Consider the following 24743-nt stretch of genomic DNA (forward strand, 5'->3'; position numbering starts at 1 on the left):
AATGTTAAACCAATTCCAGGCATTCTCCATCTTACTGTTCTAAATGGTAATGTTCCCTTTAAGACCTGGCAATTGATAGGAAATCATTTTATTGGATGGCTCAATATTTAAAAGTTCACAAACGAGCGGTGCAAAAGCCAATTGCGGAACAACTTCACTATAAACGCCAGGCTCAACTTTTGGACTGATAATAAAGAGCGGTACATCACGCTCACCATCAGTTATGCCGCCATGGTTACCAGTTTCACTCATACCATGATCGGATGTTATTAAAATGTGATAGCCTTCTTTGATCCAAATTGGCAGAAGCTGAGCCAATAAGCTTCCTATTTTTAAAATTTGTTCACGATATTCTTTCGATTCCGATCCAAACGCTTCTCCTTTTGCATCTACACCCATTGGGTGGATATATAAAAAGTGCGGGTCATGCTTTCTGCGCAAAGCTTCTGCATCCATAAGCACATGACTGTCTGGATAGTCATCATCCCAATAAAATTTTCCGTATTGAATTGGCTTAGATGTATCCTCTTGCTCACGATCTTCAATAAAATGGAATGGAGCACGATTATAGAGTTCGCTTACCCAGAAATACGATGCCGTTCCGTTTCTTAAACCATTCTCTTTCGTCAGATGAAAGAGACTTTTCTCGGTAGATAGCTGGACTGCTTGATTGGACGTAATGCTGTTCTCTGATGCCGGCGTACCCGTTAACAGCGCTTCATATAATGGACGGGAAAGACTAGGAAGCTCCGACTTCACTTTGTAAAGGGATGCTTGATTCGTTTCAACTAAATGTTGAAGAAACCCTAAAGCCTCACATGCTTTATCGAATCTCATACCATCCACAACAATGGCGATTACTTTATCTGACATGTACTAACACCTCTTCTTGCCAAACCTGTGGCAACGTTTTTACTGATTCTTCCCAAACTTTGTAGTCTTCGATAGGTTTTGCATTTTTGTACTGTTCTTCTGGAACCATTTTTTCAGCTACTTCTTTTGGAAGTTCCACGTCACGAATTGGACGAGCATATCCTTTAGCCAAGTTAATTTGTCCTTCATCGCTTAAGATATATTCTCTAGTCGCCATCGCTGCATGAGGATGCTTTGCAAATTTGTTAATAATTGTTGCATAGCCGCTTACTACTGAACCCTCACTTGGAATGCTTACATCAAATTGATCACGATTGATTTGTTCAGCGTAACCAAGAGCATTGAAGTCCCATACTAAGGCAACTTCCACTTCCCCTTTTTCGATATTAGCTGGTTTAGCATCTGTTAAGCTTAGACGACCTTGCTTAGCAAGCTTTGCATAAAAGTCAATTCCTGGCTGAAGATTTGTTTCATCACCGCCGTAAGCGATCGCTGCAGCAAGAACGGCCATTTGGTTCTGTGAGCCGCGTTGTACATCTCCAACTGTTACTTTATAATCTCCATTTAAGATGTCATCCCAAGATTTTGGCGGATTTTTTACTAATTCTTTATTCGTTAAGAATGCAATCGTTCCTTGGTAACCAACAACCCAATCTCCGTTGTCATCTTTTGCCCATTCAGGCACCTCGTCCCAATAAGACGTTTTATAAGGAATCGTCAACTCTTTTTCTTCCGCGATTGGCCCAAAGGAAATCCCTACATCACCGATATCAGCAGTTGCATTCTCTTTTTCAGATTCCATCTTAGCAATCTCTTCGGCACTCGATAAATCTGTATCATTGTGTTTCAATGAATATTTATCTGTAACTTCTGTCCACGTTTCACCCCAGTTAGCCCATGAATCAGGCATACCAACACTATTAATTTCTCCCTCTTCTTTTGCTTTTGTTTCGATTTCTTCCAGAGTTAATGATTTTGTATCATTTACAATTGGAGCAGCTTCCTCTTTATTAGCTCCACAACCAGCTAATCCAAATACGCTTATGCCTAATACCATTGCTTGAATAGACTTGTAACTCTTTTTCTTAAATGTGTATTTCATTAAAAGTTCCTCCAATCAATGTGGTTTTTTTAATATTAATTAATGTTTATTACGGTTTCATCATAATCCGACAATGTTAACCCCACATTAATCCAATGTTAATTTTTTGTAAAATCACCCTTTATTCGTCATATTCATTCTTTTGAGCTTTATCGACTGTGAAGTAAAGAATGCCCGAAGATTGGGTTCTATTTGATATGACAAGAACAAAGATGACTACATTGTGAGCGACAATTTAGATTTGCTAATCTGAAAGGTTGAGCAGGTGACGTGAAGGCGGCAAAGTAATTGATATCCAGGATATTCAAAGTGTGGCTCACACTTACGGTACAAATGATCCATCGATCGTACCGCAAGATCTCAATCAAGACGGCCTGGTAAATGCGATTTGTTCAGAAAAATTTCTTAACGAAGGGGCCGTATACTCTTGAGAAACCATCGGCAAAAAAGAATTGGAATACTTCCTGCGCATGGTTGGTCTTGAGCCAAAACAATAGCCTGAATTCGTGACGGATAGGAATGATACGACAACTCCTGTATAATCCCAACTCTATAAGGTACATTTTACTTTTTAAGAACCCTTTTTATAATTTTTCGAAAAAAATCAGGTGCACGATCAATATTTATTGACTTTATTCTTCGCTCTGAAATAAGTAAAAAAATAATATTAGAGCAACCGTTTCCAAGAAAATCGGTTGAATTAGCAAATCAGATCCTAGAAAACTACCAACCAAAAACTGTTGAAGATATGCAGAATGCACTGAAAGATATATTCGGCCCCATGTTTGAGGCCATGTTAAAAGGTGAAATGGACAACCACCTAGGCTATGACTCCAATGATAAAAATAAAAAAGAAACAGACAACAGGCGTAATGGTTATGGCAAGAAAACCTTAAAGACAAGCGCTGGAGAAGTGAACGTTAAGGTGCCGCGTGATCGGGATGGCTCCTTTGATCCTCAATTGATACCGAAGCGCAAAAAAGACGTGTCCGCCATTGAAAATAAGGTGATTTCCATGTATGCACGTGGGATGTCACAACGGGATATTTCTACAACGATTGAAGAGATCTATGGTTTTTCTGTTTCCCACGAAATGATATCGGATATTACTGATCATGTGCTTCCAGAGTTGGAGGAATGGCAAACGCGTCCGTTAAGCAACTGCTATGCGTTTGTCTTTGTCGATTGCATGTTTACATCCGAAACCAGTATGAATCAAAGAAGTATGCCGTTTATACGATTTTGGGCTATACCATGGAAGGCAAGAAAGAAATCCTTGGACTATGACTAAACGAGACGGAAAGCAAGCATAAATGGATGCAGACCTTTGATGAAATCAAGGCACGGGGCGTGGAAGACATCTTCTTTCTCTCAATGGATGGAGTCAGTGGCTTAGAGGAAGTAGCCAGGGCTATTTTGCCTCAAGTCAGCGTCCATTTAATCCGCAACTCCATTAAATACGTACCAAGCAAGGATTTTAAAGCATTCACGCAGGCATTAAAAAAGGGATACAGTGCCCCGAGTCTGAAGGCTTGTCAAAGTGCCTTTGAATCTTTCAAACAACAATGGACGACATATCCAGGAGCTATTGACGTATGGGGCAGGAATTTTCACCACGTCGAATAGCTCTTTGACTATGGCAGCAGTCGTAAAATCATGTATATCACTAACGCCGTGGAAAGCATTCATTCAAGTTTTAGGAAAGTGACCAAAAAAGGAGCATTCCCTAATGAGAATGCCCTGTTAAAAGTATTGTGTTTGCGCATTAAAGAACTGGAGTCAAAATGGGATGGCGGGCACTGGGCCATGGTCAGGAACCAGCTGCTCCTTCATGATGGGCTGAAAGAGAGGGTTTTAAAATACCTTGAGTAAAGTGTACTTACACACTTTATTTGACAAACCCATCTGTTGGCATAATTCTTGCTTTATTTAAACAGACTGCTATTGCTTTGCAGTTCTTGGTATTTTTCACATGTAAGAACATCATACATTTGAACAACAATCCTGCTGGCACTTGTATAGGCATCCTCATAATCCATAACTCTAAGTGTACAAATATATAAGTTATCCTGATTATCATAATCCCCATTCAGGCTCGCTAATTTTTGTTTCTTGCCAGTATGATAGTCTATCATAATAAAGTCAGCAACAACACCTTCCAGGATTTCATCATGTATTTTGATAGATGCTTCGTATCTCTTCCCTTTCGAAATGAGAAGATGCTCTTCGGCTTCTTCTTTTGATTCGTAAATTCCATAAATCACTTCTTCATTTTTTCTTTGCCAAGCACCAATGAAAAAATTGCTATCTAATACTACATGTTTTAATTTAACTTTTCCCCTGAATGATATTCTGCTCTATCTTTATCCGAATAGTGGTAGAGAGCGTTATTGGTTTCCCAAATCAGGCAATTCTTCGGATTTTTTGCAATGTAATCAACTCCTCACAAAAAAGAGGGACTTCCAATCTTAGCTGGAACCGCTAATTGCCAAACCGTCCAGCCCTGGAAAAGCGTGCCTGTTTCTGAAGTGACGAGCACACCAACTATCAATTACAAATGACCGTCCCGTGTTATTTTGCTAAGAATTCCGAAGTGTAGAGACTATTCTCCTGAAGCATATTTGATCCTGTCCTCTCATACTAATCCAATTATTTGATCATCTCTCTTGAGCCATGTATATTTTTCCCTTTGTTACAAAAACTGAGAAAAATATGGAGGAAAATATGAATAACAATATAAAAGAGCTCAGTCAACAAATTCAAGATTTAAGAAAACATCTGAACGAACTTGCAAAAGCTAAACTACTGTCAGACCCAAAGGTAATCGAAACAAGCCAAAAGCTGGATGCATTATTAAATGAGTTTGAGCGCCTAATAAAATCAAAAGATTAAATTTGCATATAAGAAAAGCGTAAGCGGCTTGATCCTTGCGGGGCTAGGCGCTGGCCGCTTCAAGCCGCCACATCCTGTCGCTTTACTTGCACTAGCACGTCCTGTACGTCGGCAGACTCAGTACGCGACGTCCTGTCGCTTCGCTTGCACTAGTACTTCCTGTACGTCGTAGCTAGACAAGAAAAAAGCTTCCTTTGAATAAAATTTTCCATAACAAGTTATACTTTCTTTACTTATAAAGAAAAGAAAGGCCGCCTCCTTATTCGCTTTATTGAATCACCTTTTTCTTTCAACGAGTAGACCGCTACACTGACTAATGAGCGATCATGATTCCCTTCATGGAGCAAACAGCTTCAAAACCTATAGAATATGTTCAAGCCTCATATTCCAGTGTTTCTTTTGGATCCTTCACCTATTAATTAGCATCACTAATAATGAAAACAAATCTTGATTCGATGAATATTTTGATGAAAGTTAATAACAGAGGTGTATAAAAACAATGAAGAACAGTACGACTAATGAAAATGATTCTATTCTAATATGGAAATTAGCAATAGGTTCTGCTTTATCTTGGGAATTAGCCCAGTTACTAGGTTCTAAGCATCCTTACTTAGCTCCACTATCAGTTATATTATGTCTCCAATCAACACTGGATAAATCGGTCCGAATCTCCATAAAACGGATAATCGGAACCGTTATTGGTATTCTTGTAACAGTACTAATCGCGAGCCATATAAAGATAAACGGTTTAAACTTAGGGTTATTAATTTTATTAGGTTCCTTTATTACAAAATGGCTAAAGTTTGACAAGATGGTCATTCATCATGCTGCTATCACAATGCTATTTGTTTTTGTATTTGAACACCAAACCAAGCATTATGCCTTAGACAGAATGAGAGATACTATTGTTGGCGTCGTTGTTACAATTTTAATACAGTTAGTTTGGTTTCGAATCATAAAAAGAAACAAAGCCATACAATAGAAGGGATTGTAAATGGGATTAGAAAGACTCTTCCCAGTTGACCGAGAAGAAAATAAAGGTAAAATTAAAGACTAAGGCTGTGCAAATTAAATTGGTGAAGCCATCATCAAAGAGAAATGCTTTTATCTGCACTGTTGAAAATAGATGATGCTACTCCTTGGTGATTGCAGAAACATTTTTTGTTGGAAGTAGTTGATCTGCATCGGGAAAATGAAAAAACTTTATGGAAGCTAAATTCAGTATGAGAAAGTCAAAATTTTCACGATGGGATCAAACTAGGGACATGAGCGGGCAATATGTCCCATTCAGCACATTTATAAGCTCATTTAGTTATCAAATGCGCCTTGGCGTATTTGCGCCCAGATTTTATCGAGCTCCGCTCAATAAATTTCCTCTGAAAATCTGTGGCATCCGCCGGAGGCTTTAACTTTATTTGAACCCCCACTGAATAGAATACCAATAGGCATTCATCTCACCACTTACAGAAGTGGGAGACTTCTGCTGAGTAAAGTTAAACAAGTAGATACAGAGAATTTCTTTGAATGAAAGTAGTGAAGAGGTTTGAATAATTATTGGAATAAAATTATATATAAAATTGGTTCTCCGATTTATGATAAGTTTTTTAATTCAGGTATTTTCTTAAAAGCACGAAAACAAATATTCCAACAAATACAATTTAATAACAATCAAAAAATCCTATTTGTTGGTGTAGGAACAGGGGCAGATTTGGAGTTAATTGGTCATTCTGACCTTGATATAACAGCCATTGATTATTCACCTGATATGCTGGAAATTGCAAAAAAAAAGTTTAAAAATTCCACCATTTGTTTTTTAGAAATGGATGCACAAAATATGGATTTTGACAACGAATCGTTTGATTATGTTATAGCCAGTTTAATCCTTTCAGTAGTACCTGATGCCAATAAATGTTTCAGTGAGATTACGAGAGTTTTAAAACCAGAAGGGAAAATCATTATTTTTGATAAATTTGTCCCTAAGAATAAAAAACTATCGTTACCAAAAGTTCTTTTACGTCCTATCATTAAAGTGCTAGGAACCGATATTGGCCGGAGCTTTGAAGAATTACTTCTTAACAATAAAAATATAAAAGTAGAAGAAGACACTCCAATAATGTTAAACGGGATGTATAGAAAACTAATAATTGGTAAAGTTGGTTGACTGCTCTGTGCTTTCATAATAAGTTGTTACTATTTACAAAAGGAGTTAGTTAGGAGTCAATTCATGATGAGCTTAAGAGCAATTGGAAACCTCGTCGTGTAGCCACTCTAAGTATGGCTTAGCGGCGGGGGAAACGCCCCTTTTTTAAATGAAGCTGTGGTGCAGGAGCACATTGTCCTGGATATACTTCCTCTTGGCTTGACTCTTTCTCCGATGTCGTCTAGCCATCTTAAAGTGCCATGTCTATGGCAGGGCATGATTATTGTCGCTATATTTACACTGTACTTCCTGTACATGGCTATCCCATATGTTGAAACTAGACACCGCATCATCATTTGAATTATACATATAAAATATTCTCAAGTTCAATATGAATCATCCAGGGTGTATAATCGCATCATCCACTCTCACTCTAATAAAGCCCGGTCATGAACAGGCATTTTATTACCAATCGCAATGCTCATGTCTACGTTCTCTACATCTGCACTCAAACTCACGCCTTCGCTCTCTTTCGCGCTCTTCACGACAAATGCCAAACAATGCGCCTTCTCCGTCTTTCCCTTTCTTTACCGACAAATTCGTCTTCAAATTCAAAGCCCATTTACATCTCTTCTGTAAATTTTTTAAGTCGGCCAACTCGTATATAATATATTAAGTATCCGATTGGACAGAGCGTCTGATAGAAATGAAGATTTTTATTCAAAAGTAAAAAGCCCTCCCTATTCAGGGAGGAAGGTGTGCAAACTGTAACAAAAAAGGGGCATTCTCATTATCGTCTTATTTATTTTATTTAACCCCTAAATTTTTTCAACAGCTTCCGATTTCTGTTTCGTTCCCATTGTGTGCTATGGTTTGACACCAAATCCTAAAAGGAGATCTCATCGCAATTTGCTAAACCATTGATATTTTTCATATCATCCCAAGCATAATTAGGAATTTTCAGAAGAGTTATAGTGTGATGATCATCAAAGTCGTCAATTACGATTCAAATTGGCAAAACGATTATCTTAAAGAGGAACAAGAAAATCAAATGCGCCTTGGCGTATTTACGCCCAGATTTTATCGAGTTCGCTTGATAAAATTCCCTCTGAAAATCTGTGGCATCCGCCGGAGCTTTGACTTTATTCAGCCGGGGTTTGAACCCCCACTGAATGGAATATGCATTCATCTCACCAATTACAGAAGTGGGAGACTTCCGCTGAATGAAGTTAAAATTTAAGATAGAACCCGGTCAACACCAGGTCTTTTAACTTGTCTGACAATCTAAATAGCCGTTATTTAATCACTGCGCCTGTCTCATGCCTGATATAGTTTCGTCTGCCGCGACTCGTATTGATCGTGACCACATTAGGATATGGCCGGTCTAAGATATCATATGTCAAACCACCGTACCGGGAAGGTGTCAAACTCCAATCTGAATTCTCCTTGACTGGCTTCACATCGAGTTTGTAGGTATGCCATGTCTTCTTCCCATCCGACAGATGGACGTTTTATCTTTTAGCTTCAGGCTTTGATGCTGCTGGTTTACTTGCTGACATAATAGTTTTTTCACAGACAGCTGGGCTTATCGAAAGTTTTTAGAAAACGCTGGAACTGCAGACAATATATTCTCTATTTTAAATGTCCTGATAGATTTCCTTTGTTAACAATATGCATACATTGCATTTTGGGAAATGGAAAGTACCTTTATAATCCGTTGCGTCAATTGCCGATTCATGGAAAGATATATAATCTCCACATTCCCTTTTGACATTGCTGCACGCTCCAAAATCCCCTTCAAACCATCACCACCAAACATTTGTTTATATCATTATACGTTCCTTATTCAATGGTAATTTATTCATGTGATGGCTGAATTTTTTTAGGCAATAATATGGAATGCAAATAAAGGAGGGAACCCATTGGATAAGGATCTGCATAAAAAGAGCCTCAAGCTTGCCGGCAGAAAGTATAAATTGGAAGATCCCCACGAAAAGGACTCCATTTCGAAGGCACTTGCCATCACCCATGAACAGGTTAGCGACGCGTACACTGAAGGACAAATCGATCCAGTGATAGAAGAGGCAGACGGAAAAGACATGTAGGATTGTAATGTCAGAAAAGAACCCAAAGTCCTAAAAAGAATGAGGAAGACGTTTTTCAGACACTGCAAAAATTGGGCTTGATCTCTTTACTGATAGCGCATGCCTAATTAGGAAGTGAACATCCTGCCACTTCGCTTTTACTATATAGCAGAGGTAGGTATCTTACATCATCAATATGAACTTGTCGTTTAACATTTCGCCAAAATTAGAGAACCGCATACATGGCTAACACAGGAAACAACTCCCAGTGGAAAAACAATTTTGGAAATATGGAAAACAGATGGTCCAGAGCCATCTGTTTTTATGTGGAATATACTTTTCAAAAAAATCCGACAAAAACTTTGAGAGAAACAACAAAATAAGCTATAATCATTAATTAAACGGAGAAACCTCTTCGCTTTTCATTAATAGGTGTTGAAAAGCGGGCATTGTATTAAAAGAGTGGAGGGGAATCATTGTGCAAATTGGAGTTTTAATCGGGTTGTCCATTTTGTTGGGCGCAGTAGCCATATTTCTAGTCTACTACATTGGATCAGTGTTGGATTCAAGCGACTCGAATAGAATTGACGAATTGCCTACCGATCAAAAAAATAGCTGACAAAGCCACCTCCTGCAGATGATTGCAGGAGGTTTATCTATGGCATAGATTCCGAGCATGGGCATACATTTAAACAAGGAGGAATGCTCATGCAATTATGGGTCACCCTTGGATTGGCAGGGGTTTTGGCTGCCATTGCCGGATTTCTCGTCTACTTTATTCATAGCGTTTTGAATTATGATGATGCCCGCAAGATTGACTCCTTGCCACCGGATGAAAAAGAGAATTAAAAGAAAATTTTCCTGTCACTGACAGGATTTTTATGTTTATAAGTTAAAAAAGAGGGAATAAGATATGTATCTTCATTGTTTCCGCACTATCGAAAAAATAGGAGGGAACTGAAATGGATGTATCAATTTTGATCGGGCTTGTTATCTTTTTGATGGTAGTCGCTTTGTTCTTAGTGTTTTTTATCAGTTCCGCACTAAATTTTGAGGATGCAAACAGAGTAGACCAGCCCCTTGCTCCTAAAAAACTTGAAAACAGAAATGAACACTGACTATGTTTTAGAGGCTCCTGCCAAAGCCGGCAGGAGTTTTTTTTATTATCATTCGGCAATAGACTTTTGATACAATCGGTGCAGCTTTTGTACGATGGCCCCTTCTTTCCCAGGAAGGACTTTCCCTTCGTATTCCTTTACAGGGACAATTTCCTGGATTGAGTTGGTAAAAAATATTTCATCTGCTTGGATTAGCGCCTGCTCTTTATAAAGTCCTTCTTCTGCAGGTATCCCTAGTCTCTCAGCAAGTCGGAAAATGAACTGTCTCGTAATTCCATTCAGTATTCCGGTTTCAATTGCCGGGGTATATATCTTCCGGTCTTTCACCCAAAACAGATTCGAAGTGACACCTTCCGCCAAATAACCATCTTCAGAGAGAAAGATCCCCTCTTTCCCTGGATCAGCGCCAAGCTCCCGCTTGGCAGCTATATTATTAAAAAAATGATGGGACTTTAAACGTGTTTTCGTTTCGGGCGTGTTCCGTCTGATTATTAATAGCACTGCTTCCTTTTCTCGAAGCGGCTCCAGTGGAGGAAGCTCCTTTTGAAAAATGATGACAGTCGGATCCAAATATAAATTGGTCTGCAAACCTATTTCTGCGGGTCCGGCCGAAACATTCATTCTTATATAGGAATCCGACAATTGATTAAGCTCCGATAGTTTCTCAATCGCAGCCAGCACTTCTTCCTTTTCAAAAGTGCGATTTATTCCCATTTCCACAAGCGCTGTATTCAGCCGCTCCAGATGTTCATTGAGCAAAAAAGGGATTCCCTCGTATGTTCGGAACGTTTCAAACGCTCCCACACCATATAAATAACCGTGGTCAAACGGTGAAATGAGCGCCTTTTCTTTTTCAATTATTTCGCCGTTCAAAAATATATACATGTCAGTCCACAACCATCCGATTATATTCAATAAAGTTTTTTAACAATTGCTCCCCCGTCTCAGTCATGATTGATTCGGGATTAAATTGCAAGCCTTCCACGGGGTAATCCTTATGCCTGATTGCCATGATCTCCTCTTTCGAGCTCCATGCCGAAACAACCAGACAATCAGGGAGATTTTCATTGCTAATAATTAATGAATGATAGCGGGTAGCAGAAAAAGGCTGCTCGATCTCCCTGAAAATGGTTTCTCCATCGTGGAATATATCCATTGCTTTACCTGGAAGAAGGTTATCTGTTTTTTTCAATTCCCCTCCAAAGGTTTCAGCAATGGCATGACAGCCCAAACCCACTCCAAGAATAGGAACTTTGCCTGAAAAGCGTTGAATCGCTTCCTTCGTAACTCCATCTGAAGCAGGTCTTCCAGGCCCAGATGAAATCACGATATATTTTGGCTTCAACAGATTGATCTCCTCAATTGAAAGCTCGTCATACCTTTTTACAAGAATATCCCTATTCATCTTCCCCAGCGTTTGAACAATATTGTATGTAAAAGAGTCATAATGATCGATTACAAGAATCATGCAAATGCCCCCTCTTTCTCCGCTTCTTTTTTTGCCTTCCAAAGAGCAGCCGCCTTATTCAATGACTCTTCGTATTCCGCTTTCGGGTCGGAGTCGATTACGATACCAGCGCCAGCCTGAACATGACACAGCTGATCCTTGATGATCATCGTCCGGATTACAATGTTCAAGTGGGCATCTCCATTGAATCCGATCCAGCCCATTGTTCCCGTGTACACTCCCCGTTTGACCGGCTCAAGTTCTTCGACAATTTCCAGCGTTCTTTTTTTAGGCGCCCCGGTAATACTGCCGCCTGGAAAGACAGCTTCAATTAAGTCATATACATTTTTTTCTTCAGGTAATGTTCCGTTCACATGTGAAACAATGTGCATGACGTGTGAGTACTTTTCAATCACCATCAATTCATCCACATGTACGCTTCCAAATTCACACACCTTGCCAAAATCGTTTCTCTCCAAGTCAACAAGCATAATATGCTCCGCCTGATCCTTTTCATTGGAGAGCAGTTCTTTTTCAAGCTGCATGTCTTCTTCCTCGTTATTTCCCCGCGGCCTTGTCCCGCCAATTGGCCTTGTTCCAACTTTTCTTCCATCTTTTTTTATCAAAAGCTCAGGAGACCCGGAAACAATCTGGAATTCTGGTGTATGGAAATATCCCATATAAGGTGAAGGATTCAAATTTCGCAGCTTTTTATACACATTGAACGGCGTTGTGAACAACTTATCTGATTGCCGAACCGTCAGATTGACCTGACAAACATCGCCTTCTCGTATATAGTCCTTCACTTTTTCAACAGCATCCATAAATTCTTTTTCAGTAAAAGATAACTGCGGCTTAATCTCACCACTAGCATTCGCAACATCCATCGGATTTTCCAAATCTAATTCCGCCGCCTTAAGCCAAGCCATCTTCGATTCTGTTAATTTTTCTTCTGCCGAATCCCCGTTTAATGACAACAGCCACAAGCATTGTTCTTTATGGTCAAACACTGCCCATTCATCAAACACAAGAAAATAAAAGAGCGGCATCCCGATATCATCCACAGCTTTATGAGGCAGCTGCTCAATGCACCATGCATAATCATAGCTTATATATCCTATGGCCCCTCCTTGAAAATCGGGCAGCCCTGATAATGGCGGAAAAGAAAATGGCTTCATCCACTTTTCCAGCGTTTGAAGGGGCTTTCCTTCCATTACTTCGGTCTGATCCCCTTGTTTTATTACAATCTTCCGTTCATCCGCGCAAATGACTGCAAACGGGTCGATTCCTGCAATACTGTATCTCCCGGTCCGGCCGCTTTCTAAAAGAACATGCTGCTCTTTGCTTGCGGTCAAATTTAAATATGCCTTAAAAAATCTATCCTGATCAAATGGAATTTGTTCAAAAATCACAGGCTGCTCCATAACTGCAACACTTCCTATCTATGAGGTTAATCAGCGTTTCTTCATCAAATGCGCCTTGGCGTATTTGCGCCCAGATTTTATCGAGCTCGACTCGATAAATTTCCTCTGAAAATCTGAGGCATCCGCCGGAGGCTTTAACTTTATTCAGCCGGGGTTTGCCCCCCACTGAATGAAAACCACCATGCATTCATCTCACCATTTACTGAAGCGGGAGATTTCTGCTGAATGAAGTTAAAAATACAAAAGACCCTACTCACGATTTTAAAGCAAACATAATCGAAAGGACAAGCAGTAGTTCTATCAAACATACAATTGGACCTTGTTTTTTACTACGTCTGCACTTACTCGGCCAATAAGCATGAAAAGGATCTTGGGTACTGGGAAAATAGCGACTGTTATCATATGAAGTTCTTCCAATAGACTTTATATAACTGACTTTTAAGATGAATCTGTTAATAGTAAACTACATGTTGATAAAGGTGAAATTCTTCTCTGATGATAGAGCTTCTACATGATTTTTCCCAACAGGTTGATGCCCCATTCAGTCGTACAGCCCCAGAAAAAGGTTTGTATGTTTTTTTACGTAAAAAAGCCCCCATACCCGATGCAAGATGGATAAAGGGGTGCTGTTATTATTCTTCTGCATTTTTGCGGTCTTTTCGAAACTGTTTTTTTCCTCTTTCAAAAGCTTCTTTTGCCCTTTTCAAGTCTTTTTCTTCAAAATAATAAGCCATTCCTGCCTGTCCAATTCCATAGGTGGCAGCGCCTGCGACGGCTCCGGAAATCATGTTTCCTGCAGCGGGTATAATTTTAGCTGCAGATCGGACTCCTTCCCTTACAACAAACGCCACTCCAAGATTAGCTCCAATGGCACCAATAAATTCAGCGGCCGCCGCCCGGTTAACTTCCCTTCCAGCTATATAGGCAATGATCATGATCATCGCGGCTTGCAGTCCAGTAAGCAGAGGCATATCAGCAAGCGGTATCGGCTCAATCCCGATAAGTACGGCCATACCGGACATGATTCCGATAACTTTCTGCGCCGCTTTTTTTTTAGCAGAAACAGCTTTGGTCGCTTTTGCTGTTTTCAGCTTCGCATCGTTCGGCAGGACGTCAACCAGATATTCCGCCAGATCATCGACGTTCCACCGCATATCATAGACCATTTTTCCTGACTCATCAAAATCAACATACGTACAGACTGGAATTGTTGTGATGAGGGGAATGTTATGTTCATTAAACCGCTTTTCCATTAGCTTCATTGATATTTTAATGTTTTTCGCTTTTTCCGGGTTCGCATCCAATGGCAATTGTTTGTAATAAGGTGGATCGAGCTCGTCCACCTGCGTGACTACACAAATGACCGGTACATCATAATGATGTACCTCCTTAATAAAGGCCCGCAGGTTATTCAATTCATGCAGATCCTCTTCCACCCGCGCATCCGTTTCTTTTGCTTTGATCAAGAAAAGAAATACATCGGGCTGTTCGGCTTCCATCTCTTTTTTCAATTGGGAAACAGCTGTATCAGTGTCAGACGATTCAAGCGGCTTCTCACTTTCCCCCAATCCTCGGGAATCCAGCAGTCGAATTTTCTTTTCATCCTCCGAAGGGTACCAAAGCCACCTTCCCCGGCCCGTTCCTGCCTGTACAGAACTGACCATTTGCCTTTCTTCACCAAATAATGCATTGATTAGCGATGACTTGCCAGCACCTCTTCGTCCTACCAGGGCAATCCGCGGTTCCCGCGCTTCAATCGTCAGCTCTTTCAGTTCACTGAGCTTTGACATCATTTTTCGTTTGGATTTCTTCGATAAAGGCAGCTTGTCAACTTGATTTTTTATATTTGAAAAAACTGATCCGAAACCTGAACTATTTTTGCTCATCATCGTTCCTCCCCAACATCGCTTTCTATATGTTTCCCCTAAAAGAAAATAATTCAACCTTTGTATTTCAGTTTTCCCGACTAAAGAATGATAAGTACATGTTCCAAATGGTAAAAATCACTAGCAAGAGGCTCAAGGCGACGAAGGATTGAGCAGTGGGAGCGGGTATGAGATTTCAACGTTACCCATTAGCAAAACTTTCCCGGTAAAACAGATGAGCGGTGCTGAAGCCATGAGATTCGCCGCTTATCATTTGTTGACTTTTTAAACATCCCCTATAATAGATGCAAGGAAGGAAAGGTGAAAAATGGATTTGCTCGAATGGTCATACACAAAGCATCAGAATATTAAGGCCCGTTTTGAACCCTTTGTTCATTCAGATGTCTTCTTCAGACAAATTAAAGATTACTATTTTGTATATACGATTCGCTGGTCGGATTTGGATCCGGTGGTAGAACGAGAACATTTAGAAGAAATGGAAATATTGATAAACTGCGAGCTCGGTACGGAGCATTCCTATTTTAAGAGATTAGCCTTTTCAGATTGCGAACGGAGTGAATATCATGACCGTTCATCTTGAATTATCCTTCGAAGAATTGGAAAAAACTCTTCGAAGATTAAGAGAAGAAGAGATTGTATATTATGATGAAAAAAAAGATCGGGATGCAGTAATGAAATATTACCGTAAAGTGAATATTCGGAAGCCAAAATTCCAACAGTTCCATTCACTATTGGAACGGACTCACAAGAACAGGCTCCCCTATTTTATAAGCAAAGACCAGTTTCTATACACATGGGTCGACCTGCAGCCGGACTGCACAATCAAAAGCATTTATTCCGGCAAGGAGGATGACCCGGCGGAATTGATTAGAAAAGACTTCGAAGTGAGCAGGCGTTATGAAGAATTCCAGGATTTTCTTGCTAATAGGGAACAAACCTTTATTCACCAGCCTGTTCCGGAGGAACTCAAATTTAATGCCGAACATATTGTACCACAGTCTTGGTTCATTGGCCGCGAGCCCATGAAAGGAGACTTGCACCATCTTTTTGCTTGCGAACCAAGCTGCAACGCTGCCCGCTCCAATTTTCCCTACTTCGATTTTCCAAATTATAACCCGGAGTCTCCTGCCGAAACAATCAGAAACCACTGCGGTGTCGCAGCCAGTAATCTGTTCGAGCCGGAATTCGGGAAAGGGACCGTTGCCAGGGCCATGCTCTACTTTCTGCTTCGTTATCCTAAGTCCATTAAAAAACGTTTCAGAAGCAAGGTCAACTTTAACCTGTTAAGGGACTGGAACCAAAAGTTCCCGCCGGACCTTTATGAAAAACACCGGAATCAAGCCATTTACCACATTCAAGGAAATCGTAATCCTTTTATTGACTTTCCGGAGTTGGCTGACGTCCTTTATATTCCATTAAGATGGTAATGCTTGGTATGTTCCACCTTACGGTTTCGATGCGGGGAAGATATCAAGGGCATCGGCCGATATTCGGCAATGCCCTGCCGCATTCATATACCTTTCATAGAAAAACACCCCCAACATTTCTTCTCAATATCTGCGAAAACGCCTCAAATATCATTTCCATTGTTCTCATATCATCTGTATCAAGTTTTATCAAATCAAATACGCCTTGGCGTATTTGCGCCCAGATTTTATCGAGCTCCGCTCGATAAATTTCCTCCGAAAATCTGTGGCACCCGCCGGAGGCTTTAACTTTGTTCAGCCGGAGTTTGAACCTCCACTAAATGGAATACAATAGGATTCATCTCACCACTTACAGAAGTGGGAGACTTCTGCTGAATGAAGTTAAAGGCTCTCCCTTGTCATTTCCCATTATTTGCATATGATTATCTCCATATACTAGTCAGCTTTCAGTGAACACAGCCATTTGCTTGATNGCTCTCCCTTGTCATTTCCCATTATTTGCATATGATTATCTCCATATACTAGTCAGCTTTCAGTGAACACAGCCATTTGCTTGATCCTTTCGCCGTGAACACTTAGAGCGAAACGCTTAACATCATCATTTGAATACGATTTTTCGTCTCTTATCCATTTAAAAAAGAGCCTCCGTGCGAAAGGCTCATATATTTCACTTACCAATATGAATTTCTCAGGACTATCTCTTATCAAAGCCAGCAAACTTGCCTTTATACAGCCGTTTTCGTTCAATAGGGAATTTCATTTCTCGCGCGTATTTTTTCAATTCCCTCTCATCTCTTGGATTAGCAAGAGTCACAACCGTTCCGGCCGCTCCCATCCTTCCAGTTCTCCCTGCACGATGCACATATTGAGCAGCATCTTCTGCAAGATCAAATTGAATCACATGATTAAGTCCACTGACATCCAGTCCGCGGGCTGCAATATCACTAGCCAGTAAAATACTAATTTCTCCTGTTTGAAGTCTTTTTAAGGCCCGTTCCCTTTCGTGCTTTCCGAGATCACTATGAAGGAGCTCAAGTCTTACTCCATCATATTTCAGCTTATCAGCAATTACATTCATATTGCCGACAGACCTGATAAAAACAAGTCCCTTCATGCCATCCATCTTAGCAATTTTACCGAGCAGCTTCGTTTTTTCCCGCGGCTCGCATAATAAATAATAGTGATTGATGGATGAAGGAACGGATACTGACTTTTCTGCCGTAAGTATTTTCGGCTCTCTCCCAATCATGGCCTTTACTTGATCAGGCTCATCCAGGTTTGTCGCAGAGAAAAGGAGAAGCTGTCGGTCATTCAATGTTGTTTTAACGATTGTGCGGACTGTTTCCAAATGTTCCTTATTCAGAAGTTGATCCCCTTCATCCAAAACAATCGTCTTTACTTCGTGCATCTTTAATTTCTTCATTCGAATAAGCTCCAATATCCTGCCAGGAGTCCCTGTCAAAACATTTGGCTTCTTTTTTAACCTGTCTACTTGTCGTTTGATATTGGCTCCCCCGACAAGCGCTGCACTTGTTATTCCGGTTCCTGCAGACCAATTTTGGACTTCTTGGTGGATTTGCATGACTAGTTCTCTTGATGGTGCGAGGATTAGTGCCTGCGTCATCTGCTTTGACTCGTCCACTCGGTCTAGTAGCGGCAAAACATAAGCAAGAGTTTTGCCCGTACCCGTCGGGGACTGGACAATCATATCTTTACCTTCAACAATCTGGGGAATCGCTTTTGCCTGCACAACTGTCAACTCGTTAAAATTGGATTTTTCCCACAAATCCTTTATCGCAGGTTTTAGCCTGCCAATGATATCCTTTGTCTCGGTCATTATTTTTCCTCATTTCATGTGTTCCCAGTCTCTTATTCATTTTAAGTTTATCACGTATCTTGTACTTTTTCAGTTATCTCATTCAGAATGAACAAATACCGAAAACAGCGGGAGGCTTCAAACTATATCTGAATTGAAAAACCTTCAATGAATGCCCTGGTAAAGCTTAGTAAACACGCGAAAAGAAAGGAAAGATCACTAATTTGAAATAAAACAATGAAATGCAGGGCCTAATCGATTTCCGGCGATATTCGATGGTGCGTCGCCTGCTCAAATGCATAGGCGATCTTTAGCAGGAGAGCTTCACTAAATGCGGTTCCTGTAAAAGAAACGCCGAACGGCTCACCGTTTGGAACAAACCCAGCCGGGACAATGACAGTCGGATATCCTGCTCTGGCTGCGATTACAGAGCCCCTGTCCCCTCCAAAAAATATCGCGTCCAGCCGATGTTCTTTCAAAGCATGATCGATTCCTTCCTCTCTTGAAAGAAGAAGGTCCTGCCCCAATGTGAAATGATATTCCGGTTCCGTCAGCGTACCTCTCGTTTCTTCCGACATTTCCAAGAGCTTTTGCCCGTATTTCAACATACTATCCGAATTAGTTTCGTTAAATCTTATGACATCTGCAAGAGACCGGATTTGATTCGATGGAGGTGTTTCTTGCAGATAGGCATTAAGGCCAACCTTGAACTCATAGGTAAAAATGTCAAAACCCCACACATGTTTAGCAGAAGGGATATGAATATCTTCTACGAGCTCTGCCCCAAGCTCCTTCAGAACTGATTTGGCTTCCTCCATCAAAGCGAGTTTATGCTTGCTTAAACGTAGTGTGAACGGTTCACCCGCAACTCCGATCCGGACACCTTTTAAATCGTCCAGTTGAAGCTCGACAGCATAATCTACAATAGCCGACAACGGAATGGCCTCAGTTACTGGGTCTTGATCGTCTCTTCCCGCCATTACGCCAAGTAGATAGGCGGCATCTTTCACTGTTCTTGCCATGGGTCCGGGTGTATCCTGGCTATGTGCAATGGGGATGATTCCTCTCCTGCTTAAAAGACCGACTGTCGGCTTGATTCCAACAAGCGCATTTTTCAAAGACGGATTTAAAATCGATCCGGATGTTTCTGTCCCAATGGCAGCTGCTGCAAAATTGCAGGCAACCGCCGCACCAGATCCCGAGCTAGATCCTCCCACGTCCAGTTTCCCTGGCCCGTAAGGATTCAAAGTCTGTCCGCCCCTTGAGCTATAGCCGCTCGGCATTCCGATTGTCATAAAGTTGGCCCATTCCGTCATATTTGTCTTTCCCAGCAGAACAGCACCTGCTTTTCTTAAACCCCCCGCAACAAAAGCGTCGCTTGATGCGATATGACTGGCCAAAGCAAGAGACCCCGCAGATGTATGCATCCTATCTCCTGTGTCAATATTGTCCTTCACAAGGATGGGAATGCCGTGCAGCGGTCCCCGTGTCCCCTTTGTTTTTCTTTCTTCGTCAAGCGCTGCAGCGATATGCAAAGCATCTGGATTAATTTCCAAAATAGAATGGATTTTTTCGTCGTGCACCGCTATCCTGCGCAGATACATTTGTACGAGTTCAAACGAAGTAACCTCACCTGCCGCCATTTTTTTCTGCATATCATCTATTGTTGCTTCAATCAGCCAGTTACCGTCCTTTTGAATGAACTTCGGAATATCCATGATGATTCTCCTTTATCCTTAAAATAAAAAAACCACTAAGAAAAAGAATGAAAGAGCTGATATAAAAAATAATATCAATTGTAAAAAGATCAATGATCAAACCTCCGAGCATAACCGCTGCCCCTGCAAAAATAGATGTCCAAAAATGATAATATCCTATGACTGCTCCTCTACTGGAAGAATTCGTAAAATCCCCGAGCATTGCTTTTTCACTCGTTTTCTGCATGGCCCCAGCGGCTCCTAGCAATACTTGTAAAATATAAACCTGCCAAACATGAATAACAATCGGAAAAAATAGGAGTAAAACAGCCATCCCCCAGCTATTAATAAGAAGAAATAGTTTTCTCCCCATCCGGTCTGAGAGTCTGCCAACCATTATGTGGACAAAAGCCGAGCTGACTGTAAACAAGCCGTAAGAGATTCCATATTGAAGAAATCCACCGCCAACCTCCTTGATGAAAATCAAATAGAATGGAAAAACAAGACTGCTGCCAAGGATCGCAATACTTTGAGAAAGGATAATCCATCTCATTTGCCATACTCCTCATAAAACTGGTTCACAAATCTTTCCTCGGAATCGTATTCCCTTTTCTTTTCAAAAAACAGATCGGCATTGGGATACGCCTCCTTCATCTGCTCTTTTGAAGGGTAATGATAGTAAGGCAAATAATAGGAACCATCAAAATCCAATACAAGATCAATCAATTTTCTTACAGTTTTCCCCGTCTTTTCGATTTCCTCCTTAGAAGTACCCTGATTGATTAAGAAAACCAGTGCAAACATATCTTGGTTTGCATACGAAAGGAATGCTTCATCGTTTTTTGGAACATATCTTACGGTAATATTCAAGACATTCAAGTGTTCTTCTTCCAAAATGTCTCTTAATCTATCAATGAAATTCGGAAATTCATCAACAGGTACAAAATATTCCTGCAAAATATCCGTATCGTTTTTTCCTTCATAATCCAAAAATTTAATTTCTGGACGCATCACATTATTTCGGGAAGTCCATTCCACTTTTCCTTCTTTAAACGCATGCTTTTGCACATACCAGACAAAGTTTTTACCCCAATCAAACTTCCTTGACAGACCAAAAGCAAACTTATTCCGCCTCACAAACTTTTCACCTTGCAACTCATTGTAATCTTCAAGTTTCTTTCCTTGTTTCTCAAGATAATAATTCGTTACATACATTTCTGTTAAAAAGTAATTAGGGGCAACAGATATTCTCGAATTGTGCATGTCCACTTCAGGATTTGCCAGTACCTTTTCTTTGAAATATTCCGGATAATCATGATAATTTATCCACTCGTTTTCCACTCGATAAAGCACATCATCCGTCAGTTCAATATCAACGTCTAATATGATTCCGAAGAGCCCATATCCCCCATGGACCAACCGGAACAACTCTTCATTTTCATTCCTGCTCACATTTAATATTTTCCCATCCGCATTCATGAGTCGAAAAGCCTTGATGCTCTCGATTAAAGGGCCATAGCGAATATCACGACCATGCACATTGACACTCATGGAGCCGCCCACTGTGAAAATATTCGGCGCTTGCATTGTTTTAACAGATAAGCCATAAGGATTCACTGCTTCCTGGACATCCTCCCACGTAGCCCCGCTTTGGACAGTAACCACCTTCTCCTTCTCATCCACTTTAAGAACTTTGTTAAATGTGGTCATATCCATGACAATGGCATCTTTATAGTAAGTGTGTCCACCCTGGCTGTGCTGTTTGCCCGCAATTGAAATTTTAAAATTTTTATCTTCTGCCTCTTTCAAAAGATACTTCATTTGATCGACTTCTTGCCCTTGAACCACTTCTCTCACTTTAACGGGAACAAGACGACCTACATCAGCCATTAAATGTTCATCACCAGCTTTATGTTGAAAAGAGTAAACGAAAAAAGCACCGTAGCCTCCCATAAAAAGAATGAGTAATATCACTAAAACCTTTTTCTTCAAAAAAATTTTTCCGCGCATAATTTTTAACATCCCCAACTTTTACTTATATTCAGTTTACTTGATTAGAAAGAAGCATGGAACAATATTGATAAAAGCTTTTTATGATATTCTCACTGTTGTAATACTTCGAAGTTATTGATAATTTTGTTATGCGGTTCTTGCCTAGGGATTATGATCATGTTGTGAATCAAATGCGCCTTGGCGTATTTGCGCCCAGATTTTATCGAGCTCCACTCAATAAAATCTGTGGCATCCGCCGAAGGCTTTAACTTTATTCAGCCGGGGTTTGAACCCCCGCTGAAAGGAATAATATGCGTTCATCTCACCACTTACTGAAGTGGGAGACTTCTGGTGAATGAAGTTAAACTCCCTATTCACCACACTTATAAAAATTAAAAACATGAATTTGATCGATACGATGAAACCATGCATGCATCCGTCTCGTCTAATGTTTTAGTACGGCAAGGGGGTTAAAGTCTTGAATGAAGCAACTGCTGAAGAACTCCAAACTTCAGATATTGATATATTGTTTGATCAGATCATGACGGATTACGGCCAGGACATTATGCAGCTTACCTATTCGTATGTTGTGAATACTGCGCTTGCGGAAGACTTAACACAAGAGATTTTTGTGAAATGCTATCATTCTCTTTCAAGATTCGAAGGACGGTCCAGCATCAAAACCTGGCTTTGGAGAATTGCTATCAACCATTGTAAGGATTATTTGAAAAGCTGGCATCACCGTAAAGTGTTGCTGGCATATGAAAAAGCGCCTGAACCAGTTTCCTCACGCGATACCGTGGAACAAGCGGTCATACGCTCTGAAGAAGACAAAAAACTAATCGAGGAAGTGCTGAAGCTTCCTGTCAAATACCGTGAACCTATCTATTTGCATTATTTTGAAGAGCTGTCAGTCAAAGAAATAGCGATGTTAACAGGCATTAAAAACAACACGATTAAAACACGAATGCGCCGGGCAATGGCCATGTTAAAAGACAGCTTGGGAGGTTCTTAAAAATGGAAGAAAGACTAAAAAAATTAGGAAAAAAACAGCTTTCCGAATTGAAATTCACTGAACAGCACCGCAAGAACATTTATCGAGCCATTGACAGAGAACAAAAAAACGATGAAGAGATTCTGATTGCCACCCTGCAATTGCTGAACGAAAAAAGAACCGGATTTGAATTATTACAGCTGTTAGAAGGTCGGAACATCAAGAAATTTATGAATCAAGAAGGCTCGCTCTACTTGCTCCTCCATGAGCTGGAACAAAAAGAATGGATTTCCTCCTTATGGGCGGATGATCATCTGAAATACTATTATTTGCAGGATAAAGGAAGAAAGGTCTTGATGAAAGCTGAGAAGAAACAACAGAGAAATTCCCCGGCGTTAAAAGATTTATTAAGGGGAGATATTTTGTATGAGTGAGAAAAAAGCTTTTTTAAAGCAAGCGACCAATCCAATTAAATCGAAAGAAGCCAAGAAATTTGTCGCTCTAGAGCTTGAGCAGCATCTGGAGGCCGCAGTTCGAAACATGTTAAAATCAGGACTTTGCCGCGAGGAAGCTGAAAGTCAGGCAGTAAAACGGATGGGTGATCCCGTTAAGCTGGGAATCAAAATGGGAAAACTGCATCGACCCAAAATTGACTGGAGCCTCCTTTCCCTTGTTCTCCTATTATATTTAATCGGCTTTCTGCCTTTGCTAATAACTCAATATGAGTTCCAGTTTTCTTTATTCAAAAAATCAATAGATGTGCTGTTAGGAATCTTGATCGTGCTCACCTTGATGATGTTTGATTACCGAAGGCTTAAGAAGACGTACTGGCTTATGTTAGGCGTAGCAGGAATTATACTAATACTAGTTTTTCATTTTGGTTTTTCGAGTTGGATGGTAAATGGCGTTCAATTTGCCCAATTTGGTACGTTTTCGGCAAATTCATTGATTGTTATACCGCTTCTTTTTATCGGATGGGCTGGACTCCTTCATCGCTATGCAAACCGGTCTTTGCTCATATCCGGGTTATTCCTCTTATCATTGGCCCTATACATTCCCATCAGTCCTGTACCTAATGTAGTAGTCTACGTTGTCATGGTTGTGGTCATGTATCTTTGGTCAATACGAAACCAATCGAAAAAACTGGTTGGTTCAATCATTGCTGCCTTATTTTCTGTGATTACGGTTTGCCTTCTTGTCTTCTGGAAAAGCTCCAGCTTATATATAAGAAAGAGATTAATGGGATTCCTTTTTCCTGAGCAATATGAATCAACTTACGGCTATTTTTATTTACAATTCAAAAAATATTTATCTGAAGCTGGATGGTTTGGACAATTTCCCCAAATAGAGAGAATTGAGATGGCAGCAATGTATACAGATATGATTTTCGTCACCTTAACCTATTCCTTTGGCTGGATATTTGCTATTATAATCGTGCTCTTTCTCGTTGCTATTATGGTAAGAATTTGCTGGATCTCGCGCAAGACTCCGGATTCCTTCGGTCAACTCATCATTGTCGGAGCGGCGGCACTATACACAGTACAGTTTGTATATAATATCGGAATGGTGCTCGGCCTTTTCCCGATTGCCGGATTTTCACTGCCGTTTATCAGCTACGGCTCCTCCCCCGCTGTGATCAACTCAATCATTATCGGCCTCGTGTTAAGCGTATACCGCCGGAAAAATCTTATCGTTTCTACTAACTAAAGGAGAATGATCCATGTTTATTACGATACCAATGGTGCCGTTTGGCACCATTTTTTTAATTATTTATGTTCTGTACGACCTCAATGAACCCCCCCACTTAAAACACCTGTTTTTGAAGTGGGGGTTTCCTAACCAATCGACAAA

At 40.5% G+C, this 24743-nt stretch carries 28 protein-coding genes and 1 pseudogene; 14 read left to right on the forward strand and 15 right to left on the reverse strand.

What is annotated here, in order from left to right:
• Nucleotides 1-39: 39 nt before the first annotated feature.
• Both D5F11_RS19785 and D5F11_RS19790 read right to left on the reverse strand, forming a co-directional pair.
• A complete protein-coding gene (locus D5F11_RS19785) occupies nucleotides 40-873 on the reverse strand; it encodes an alkaline phosphatase family protein (RefSeq protein WP_120117738.1) in 834 nt (277 codons plus the stop codon).
• A complete protein-coding gene (locus D5F11_RS19790) occupies nucleotides 863-1975 on the reverse strand; it encodes an ABC transporter substrate-binding protein (RefSeq protein WP_120117737.1) in 1113 nt (370 codons plus the stop codon). Before D5F11_RS19790 ends, D5F11_RS19785 begins: the two co-directional genes overlap by 11 nt.
• Before the next feature lie 748 nt (nucleotides 1976-2723).
• Between D5F11_RS19790 and D5F11_RS28215 the strand changes: the two genes are divergently transcribed.
• Nucleotides 2724-3266, forward strand: coding sequence for an IS256 family transposase (locus D5F11_RS28215; protein WP_425470869.1), 543 nt, complete (start codon nucleotides 2724-2726; stop codon nucleotides 3264-3266).
• A gap of 26 nt (nucleotides 3267-3292) precedes the next feature.
• Nucleotides 3293-3847, forward strand: a pseudogene (locus D5F11_RS28220) (transposase).
• Nucleotides 3848-3900: 53 nt separating this feature from the next.
• Here the strand turns inward: D5F11_RS28220 and D5F11_RS19800 are convergent.
• Entirely contained in the window at nucleotides 3901-4239 is a 339-nt protein-coding gene (locus tag D5F11_RS19800; protein ID WP_120117736.1) for a hypothetical protein, read from the reverse strand.
• Between the two features lie 460 nt (nucleotides 4240-4699).
• Between D5F11_RS19800 and D5F11_RS19805 the strand changes: the two genes are divergently transcribed.
• Both D5F11_RS19805 and D5F11_RS19810 read left to right on the forward strand, forming a co-directional pair.
• The gene (locus D5F11_RS19805; protein WP_120117735.1) at nucleotides 4700-4867 is read left to right on the forward strand and encodes an aspartyl-phosphate phosphatase Spo0E family protein; all 168 of its coding nucleotides are present in this window, start codon (nucleotides 4700-4702) and stop codon (nucleotides 4865-4867) included.
• A gap of 499 nt (nucleotides 4868-5366) precedes the next feature.
• Nucleotides 5367-5849, forward strand: a complete 483-nt coding sequence (locus D5F11_RS19810; RefSeq protein WP_120117734.1) for an FUSC family protein — start codon at nucleotides 5367-5369, stop codon at nucleotides 5847-5849.
• A gap of 322 nt (nucleotides 5850-6171) precedes the next feature.
• On the opposite strand, the gene D5F11_RS26760 is transcribed toward D5F11_RS19810, so the two are convergent.
• The gene (locus D5F11_RS26760) at nucleotides 6172-6309 is read right to left on the reverse strand and encodes a hypothetical protein (protein ID WP_185830801.1); all 138 of its coding nucleotides are present in this window, start codon (nucleotides 6307-6309) and stop codon (nucleotides 6172-6174) included.
• 101 nt (nucleotides 6310-6410) lie between these two features.
• Here D5F11_RS26760 and D5F11_RS19815 point away from each other — a divergent pair, with 101 nt between their 5' ends.
• A complete protein-coding gene (locus D5F11_RS19815; RefSeq protein ID WP_120117733.1) occupies nucleotides 6411-7028 on the forward strand; it encodes a class I SAM-dependent methyltransferase in 618 nt (205 codons plus the stop codon).
• Between the two features lie 985 nt (nucleotides 7029-8013).
• Here the strand turns inward: D5F11_RS19815 and D5F11_RS19820 are convergent.
• Nucleotides 8014-8196 carry a hypothetical protein gene (locus D5F11_RS19820; RefSeq protein WP_126646637.1) on the reverse strand — a complete coding sequence of 61 codons (183 nt, stop codon included), beginning with the start codon at nucleotides 8194-8196 and terminating at the stop codon, nucleotides 8014-8016.
• Nucleotides 8197-8929: 733 nt separating this feature from the next.
• Between D5F11_RS19820 and D5F11_RS19825 the strand changes: the two genes are divergently transcribed.
• The 4 genes from D5F11_RS19825 (at nucleotide 8930) to D5F11_RS26775 (ending at nucleotide 10209) form a co-directional block, all read left to right on the forward strand.
• Entirely contained in the window at nucleotides 8930-9112 is a 183-nt protein-coding gene (locus tag D5F11_RS19825) for a YozQ family protein (protein WP_120117731.1), read from the forward strand.
• 457 nt (nucleotides 9113-9569) lie between these two features.
• Complete coding sequence (locus D5F11_RS26765) at nucleotides 9570-9710, forward strand: hypothetical protein (protein ID WP_185830802.1); 141 nt, start codon at nucleotides 9570-9572, stop codon at nucleotides 9708-9710.
• A gap of 89 nt (nucleotides 9711-9799) precedes the next feature.
• Nucleotides 9800-9940 carry a hypothetical protein gene (locus D5F11_RS26770; RefSeq protein WP_185830803.1) on the forward strand — a complete coding sequence of 47 codons (141 nt, stop codon included), beginning with the start codon at nucleotides 9800-9802 and terminating at the stop codon, nucleotides 9938-9940.
• Nucleotides 9941-10053: 113 nt separating this feature from the next.
• Entirely contained in the window at nucleotides 10054-10209 is a 156-nt protein-coding gene (locus D5F11_RS26775) for a hypothetical protein (protein WP_185830804.1), read from the forward strand.
• Nucleotides 10210-10257: 48 nt separating this feature from the next.
• On the opposite strand, the gene pabC is transcribed toward D5F11_RS26775, so the two are convergent.
• The 5 genes from pabC to D5F11_RS19850 form a co-directional block, all read right to left on the reverse strand.
• Nucleotides 10258-11094: an aminodeoxychorismate lyase gene (gene pabC / locus D5F11_RS19830; protein WP_120117730.1), complete on the reverse strand. Its 837-nt coding sequence runs from the start codon at nucleotides 11092-11094 to the stop codon at nucleotides 10258-10260.
• Nucleotide 11095: 1 nt separating this feature from the next.
• Entirely contained in the window at nucleotides 11096-11677 is a 582-nt protein-coding gene (locus tag D5F11_RS19835) for an anthranilate synthase component II (RefSeq protein ID WP_120117729.1), read from the reverse strand.
• Nucleotides 11674-13080: an anthranilate synthase component I family protein gene (locus D5F11_RS19840; RefSeq protein WP_120117728.1), complete on the reverse strand. Its 1407-nt coding sequence runs from the start codon at nucleotides 13078-13080 to the stop codon at nucleotides 11674-11676. The genes D5F11_RS19835 and D5F11_RS19840 overlap by 4 nt, the downstream gene beginning before the upstream one ends.
• Complete coding sequence (locus D5F11_RS19845; RefSeq protein WP_120117727.1) at nucleotides 13058-13267, reverse strand: hypothetical protein; 210 nt, start codon at nucleotides 13265-13267, stop codon at nucleotides 13058-13060. Before D5F11_RS19845 ends, D5F11_RS19840 begins: the two co-directional genes overlap by 23 nt.
• Nucleotides 13268-13712: 445 nt before the next feature.
• Nucleotides 13713-14966 (reverse strand): GTPase, encoded by a 1254-nt coding sequence (locus D5F11_RS19850; protein WP_185830805.1) that lies wholly within the window; start codon nucleotides 14964-14966, stop codon nucleotides 13713-13715.
• A gap of 307 nt (nucleotides 14967-15273) precedes the next feature.
• On the opposite strand from D5F11_RS19850, the gene D5F11_RS19855 reads away from it, so the two are divergent.
• Together D5F11_RS19855 and D5F11_RS19860 are read left to right on the forward strand one after the other, a co-directional pair.
• On the forward strand, nucleotides 15274-15546 hold the full coding sequence (locus D5F11_RS19855) for a hypothetical protein (RefSeq protein ID WP_120117725.1): 273 nt from the start codon (nucleotides 15274-15276) through the stop codon (nucleotides 15544-15546).
• The gene (locus tag D5F11_RS19860) at nucleotides 15530-16393 is read left to right on the forward strand and encodes an endonuclease I family protein (protein ID WP_120117724.1); all 864 of its coding nucleotides are present in this window, start codon (nucleotides 15530-15532) and stop codon (nucleotides 16391-16393) included. Before D5F11_RS19855 ends, D5F11_RS19860 begins: the two co-directional genes overlap by 17 nt.
• 694 nt (nucleotides 16394-17087) lie before the next feature.
• Here the strand turns inward: D5F11_RS19860 and D5F11_RS19865 are convergent.
• The 5 genes from D5F11_RS19865 to D5F11_RS19885 form a co-directional block, all read right to left on the reverse strand.
• Nucleotides 17088-18230 (reverse strand): DEAD/DEAH box helicase, encoded by a 1143-nt coding sequence (locus D5F11_RS19865; RefSeq protein WP_120117723.1) that lies wholly within the window; start codon nucleotides 18228-18230, stop codon nucleotides 17088-17090.
• A gap of 230 nt (nucleotides 18231-18460) precedes the next feature.
• Entirely contained in the window at nucleotides 18461-19927 is a 1467-nt protein-coding gene (locus D5F11_RS19870; protein ID WP_120117722.1) for an amidase family protein, read from the reverse strand.
• Complete coding sequence (locus D5F11_RS19875) at nucleotides 19893-20459, reverse strand: MFS transporter (protein ID WP_120117721.1); 567 nt, start codon at nucleotides 20457-20459, stop codon at nucleotides 19893-19895. Before D5F11_RS19875 ends, D5F11_RS19870 begins: the two co-directional genes overlap by 35 nt.
• Entirely contained in the window at nucleotides 20456-21898 is a 1443-nt protein-coding gene (locus D5F11_RS19880; RefSeq protein ID WP_425470871.1) for an FAD-binding protein, read from the reverse strand. Before D5F11_RS19880 ends, D5F11_RS19875 begins: the two co-directional genes overlap by 4 nt.
• A 234-nt stretch (nucleotides 21899-22132) precedes the next feature.
• Nucleotides 22133-22330, reverse strand: coding sequence for a hypothetical protein (locus D5F11_RS19885; protein WP_126646638.1), 198 nt, complete (start codon nucleotides 22328-22330; stop codon nucleotides 22133-22135).
• Nucleotides 22331-22376: 46 nt separating this feature from the next.
• Here D5F11_RS19885 and D5F11_RS19890 point away from each other — a divergent pair, with 46 nt between their 5' ends.
• The 3 genes from D5F11_RS19890 to D5F11_RS19900 are packed head-to-tail and all read left to right on the forward strand — an operon-like array spanning nucleotide 22377 to nucleotide 24599.
• The gene (locus tag D5F11_RS19890; protein WP_120117720.1) at nucleotides 22377-22913 is read left to right on the forward strand and encodes a sigma-70 family RNA polymerase sigma factor; all 537 of its coding nucleotides are present in this window, start codon (nucleotides 22377-22379) and stop codon (nucleotides 22911-22913) included.
• Nucleotides 22914-22915: 2 nt separating this feature from the next.
• Nucleotides 22916-23326, forward strand: coding sequence for a PadR family transcriptional regulator (locus D5F11_RS19895; RefSeq protein ID WP_120117719.1), 411 nt, complete (start codon nucleotides 22916-22918; stop codon nucleotides 23324-23326).
• Nucleotides 23319-24599, forward strand: coding sequence for an FtsW/RodA/SpoVE family cell cycle protein (locus tag D5F11_RS19900; protein ID WP_120117718.1), 1281 nt, complete (start codon nucleotides 23319-23321; stop codon nucleotides 24597-24599). The genes D5F11_RS19895 and D5F11_RS19900 overlap by 8 nt, the downstream gene beginning before the upstream one ends.
• Nucleotides 24600-24743: the final 144 nt, after the last annotated feature.

This window comes from Siminovitchia terrae, from assembly GCF_003605405.2.
Taxonomy (GTDB): domain Bacteria; phylum Bacillota; class Bacilli; order Bacillales; family Bacillaceae_C; genus Siminovitchia; species Siminovitchia terrae.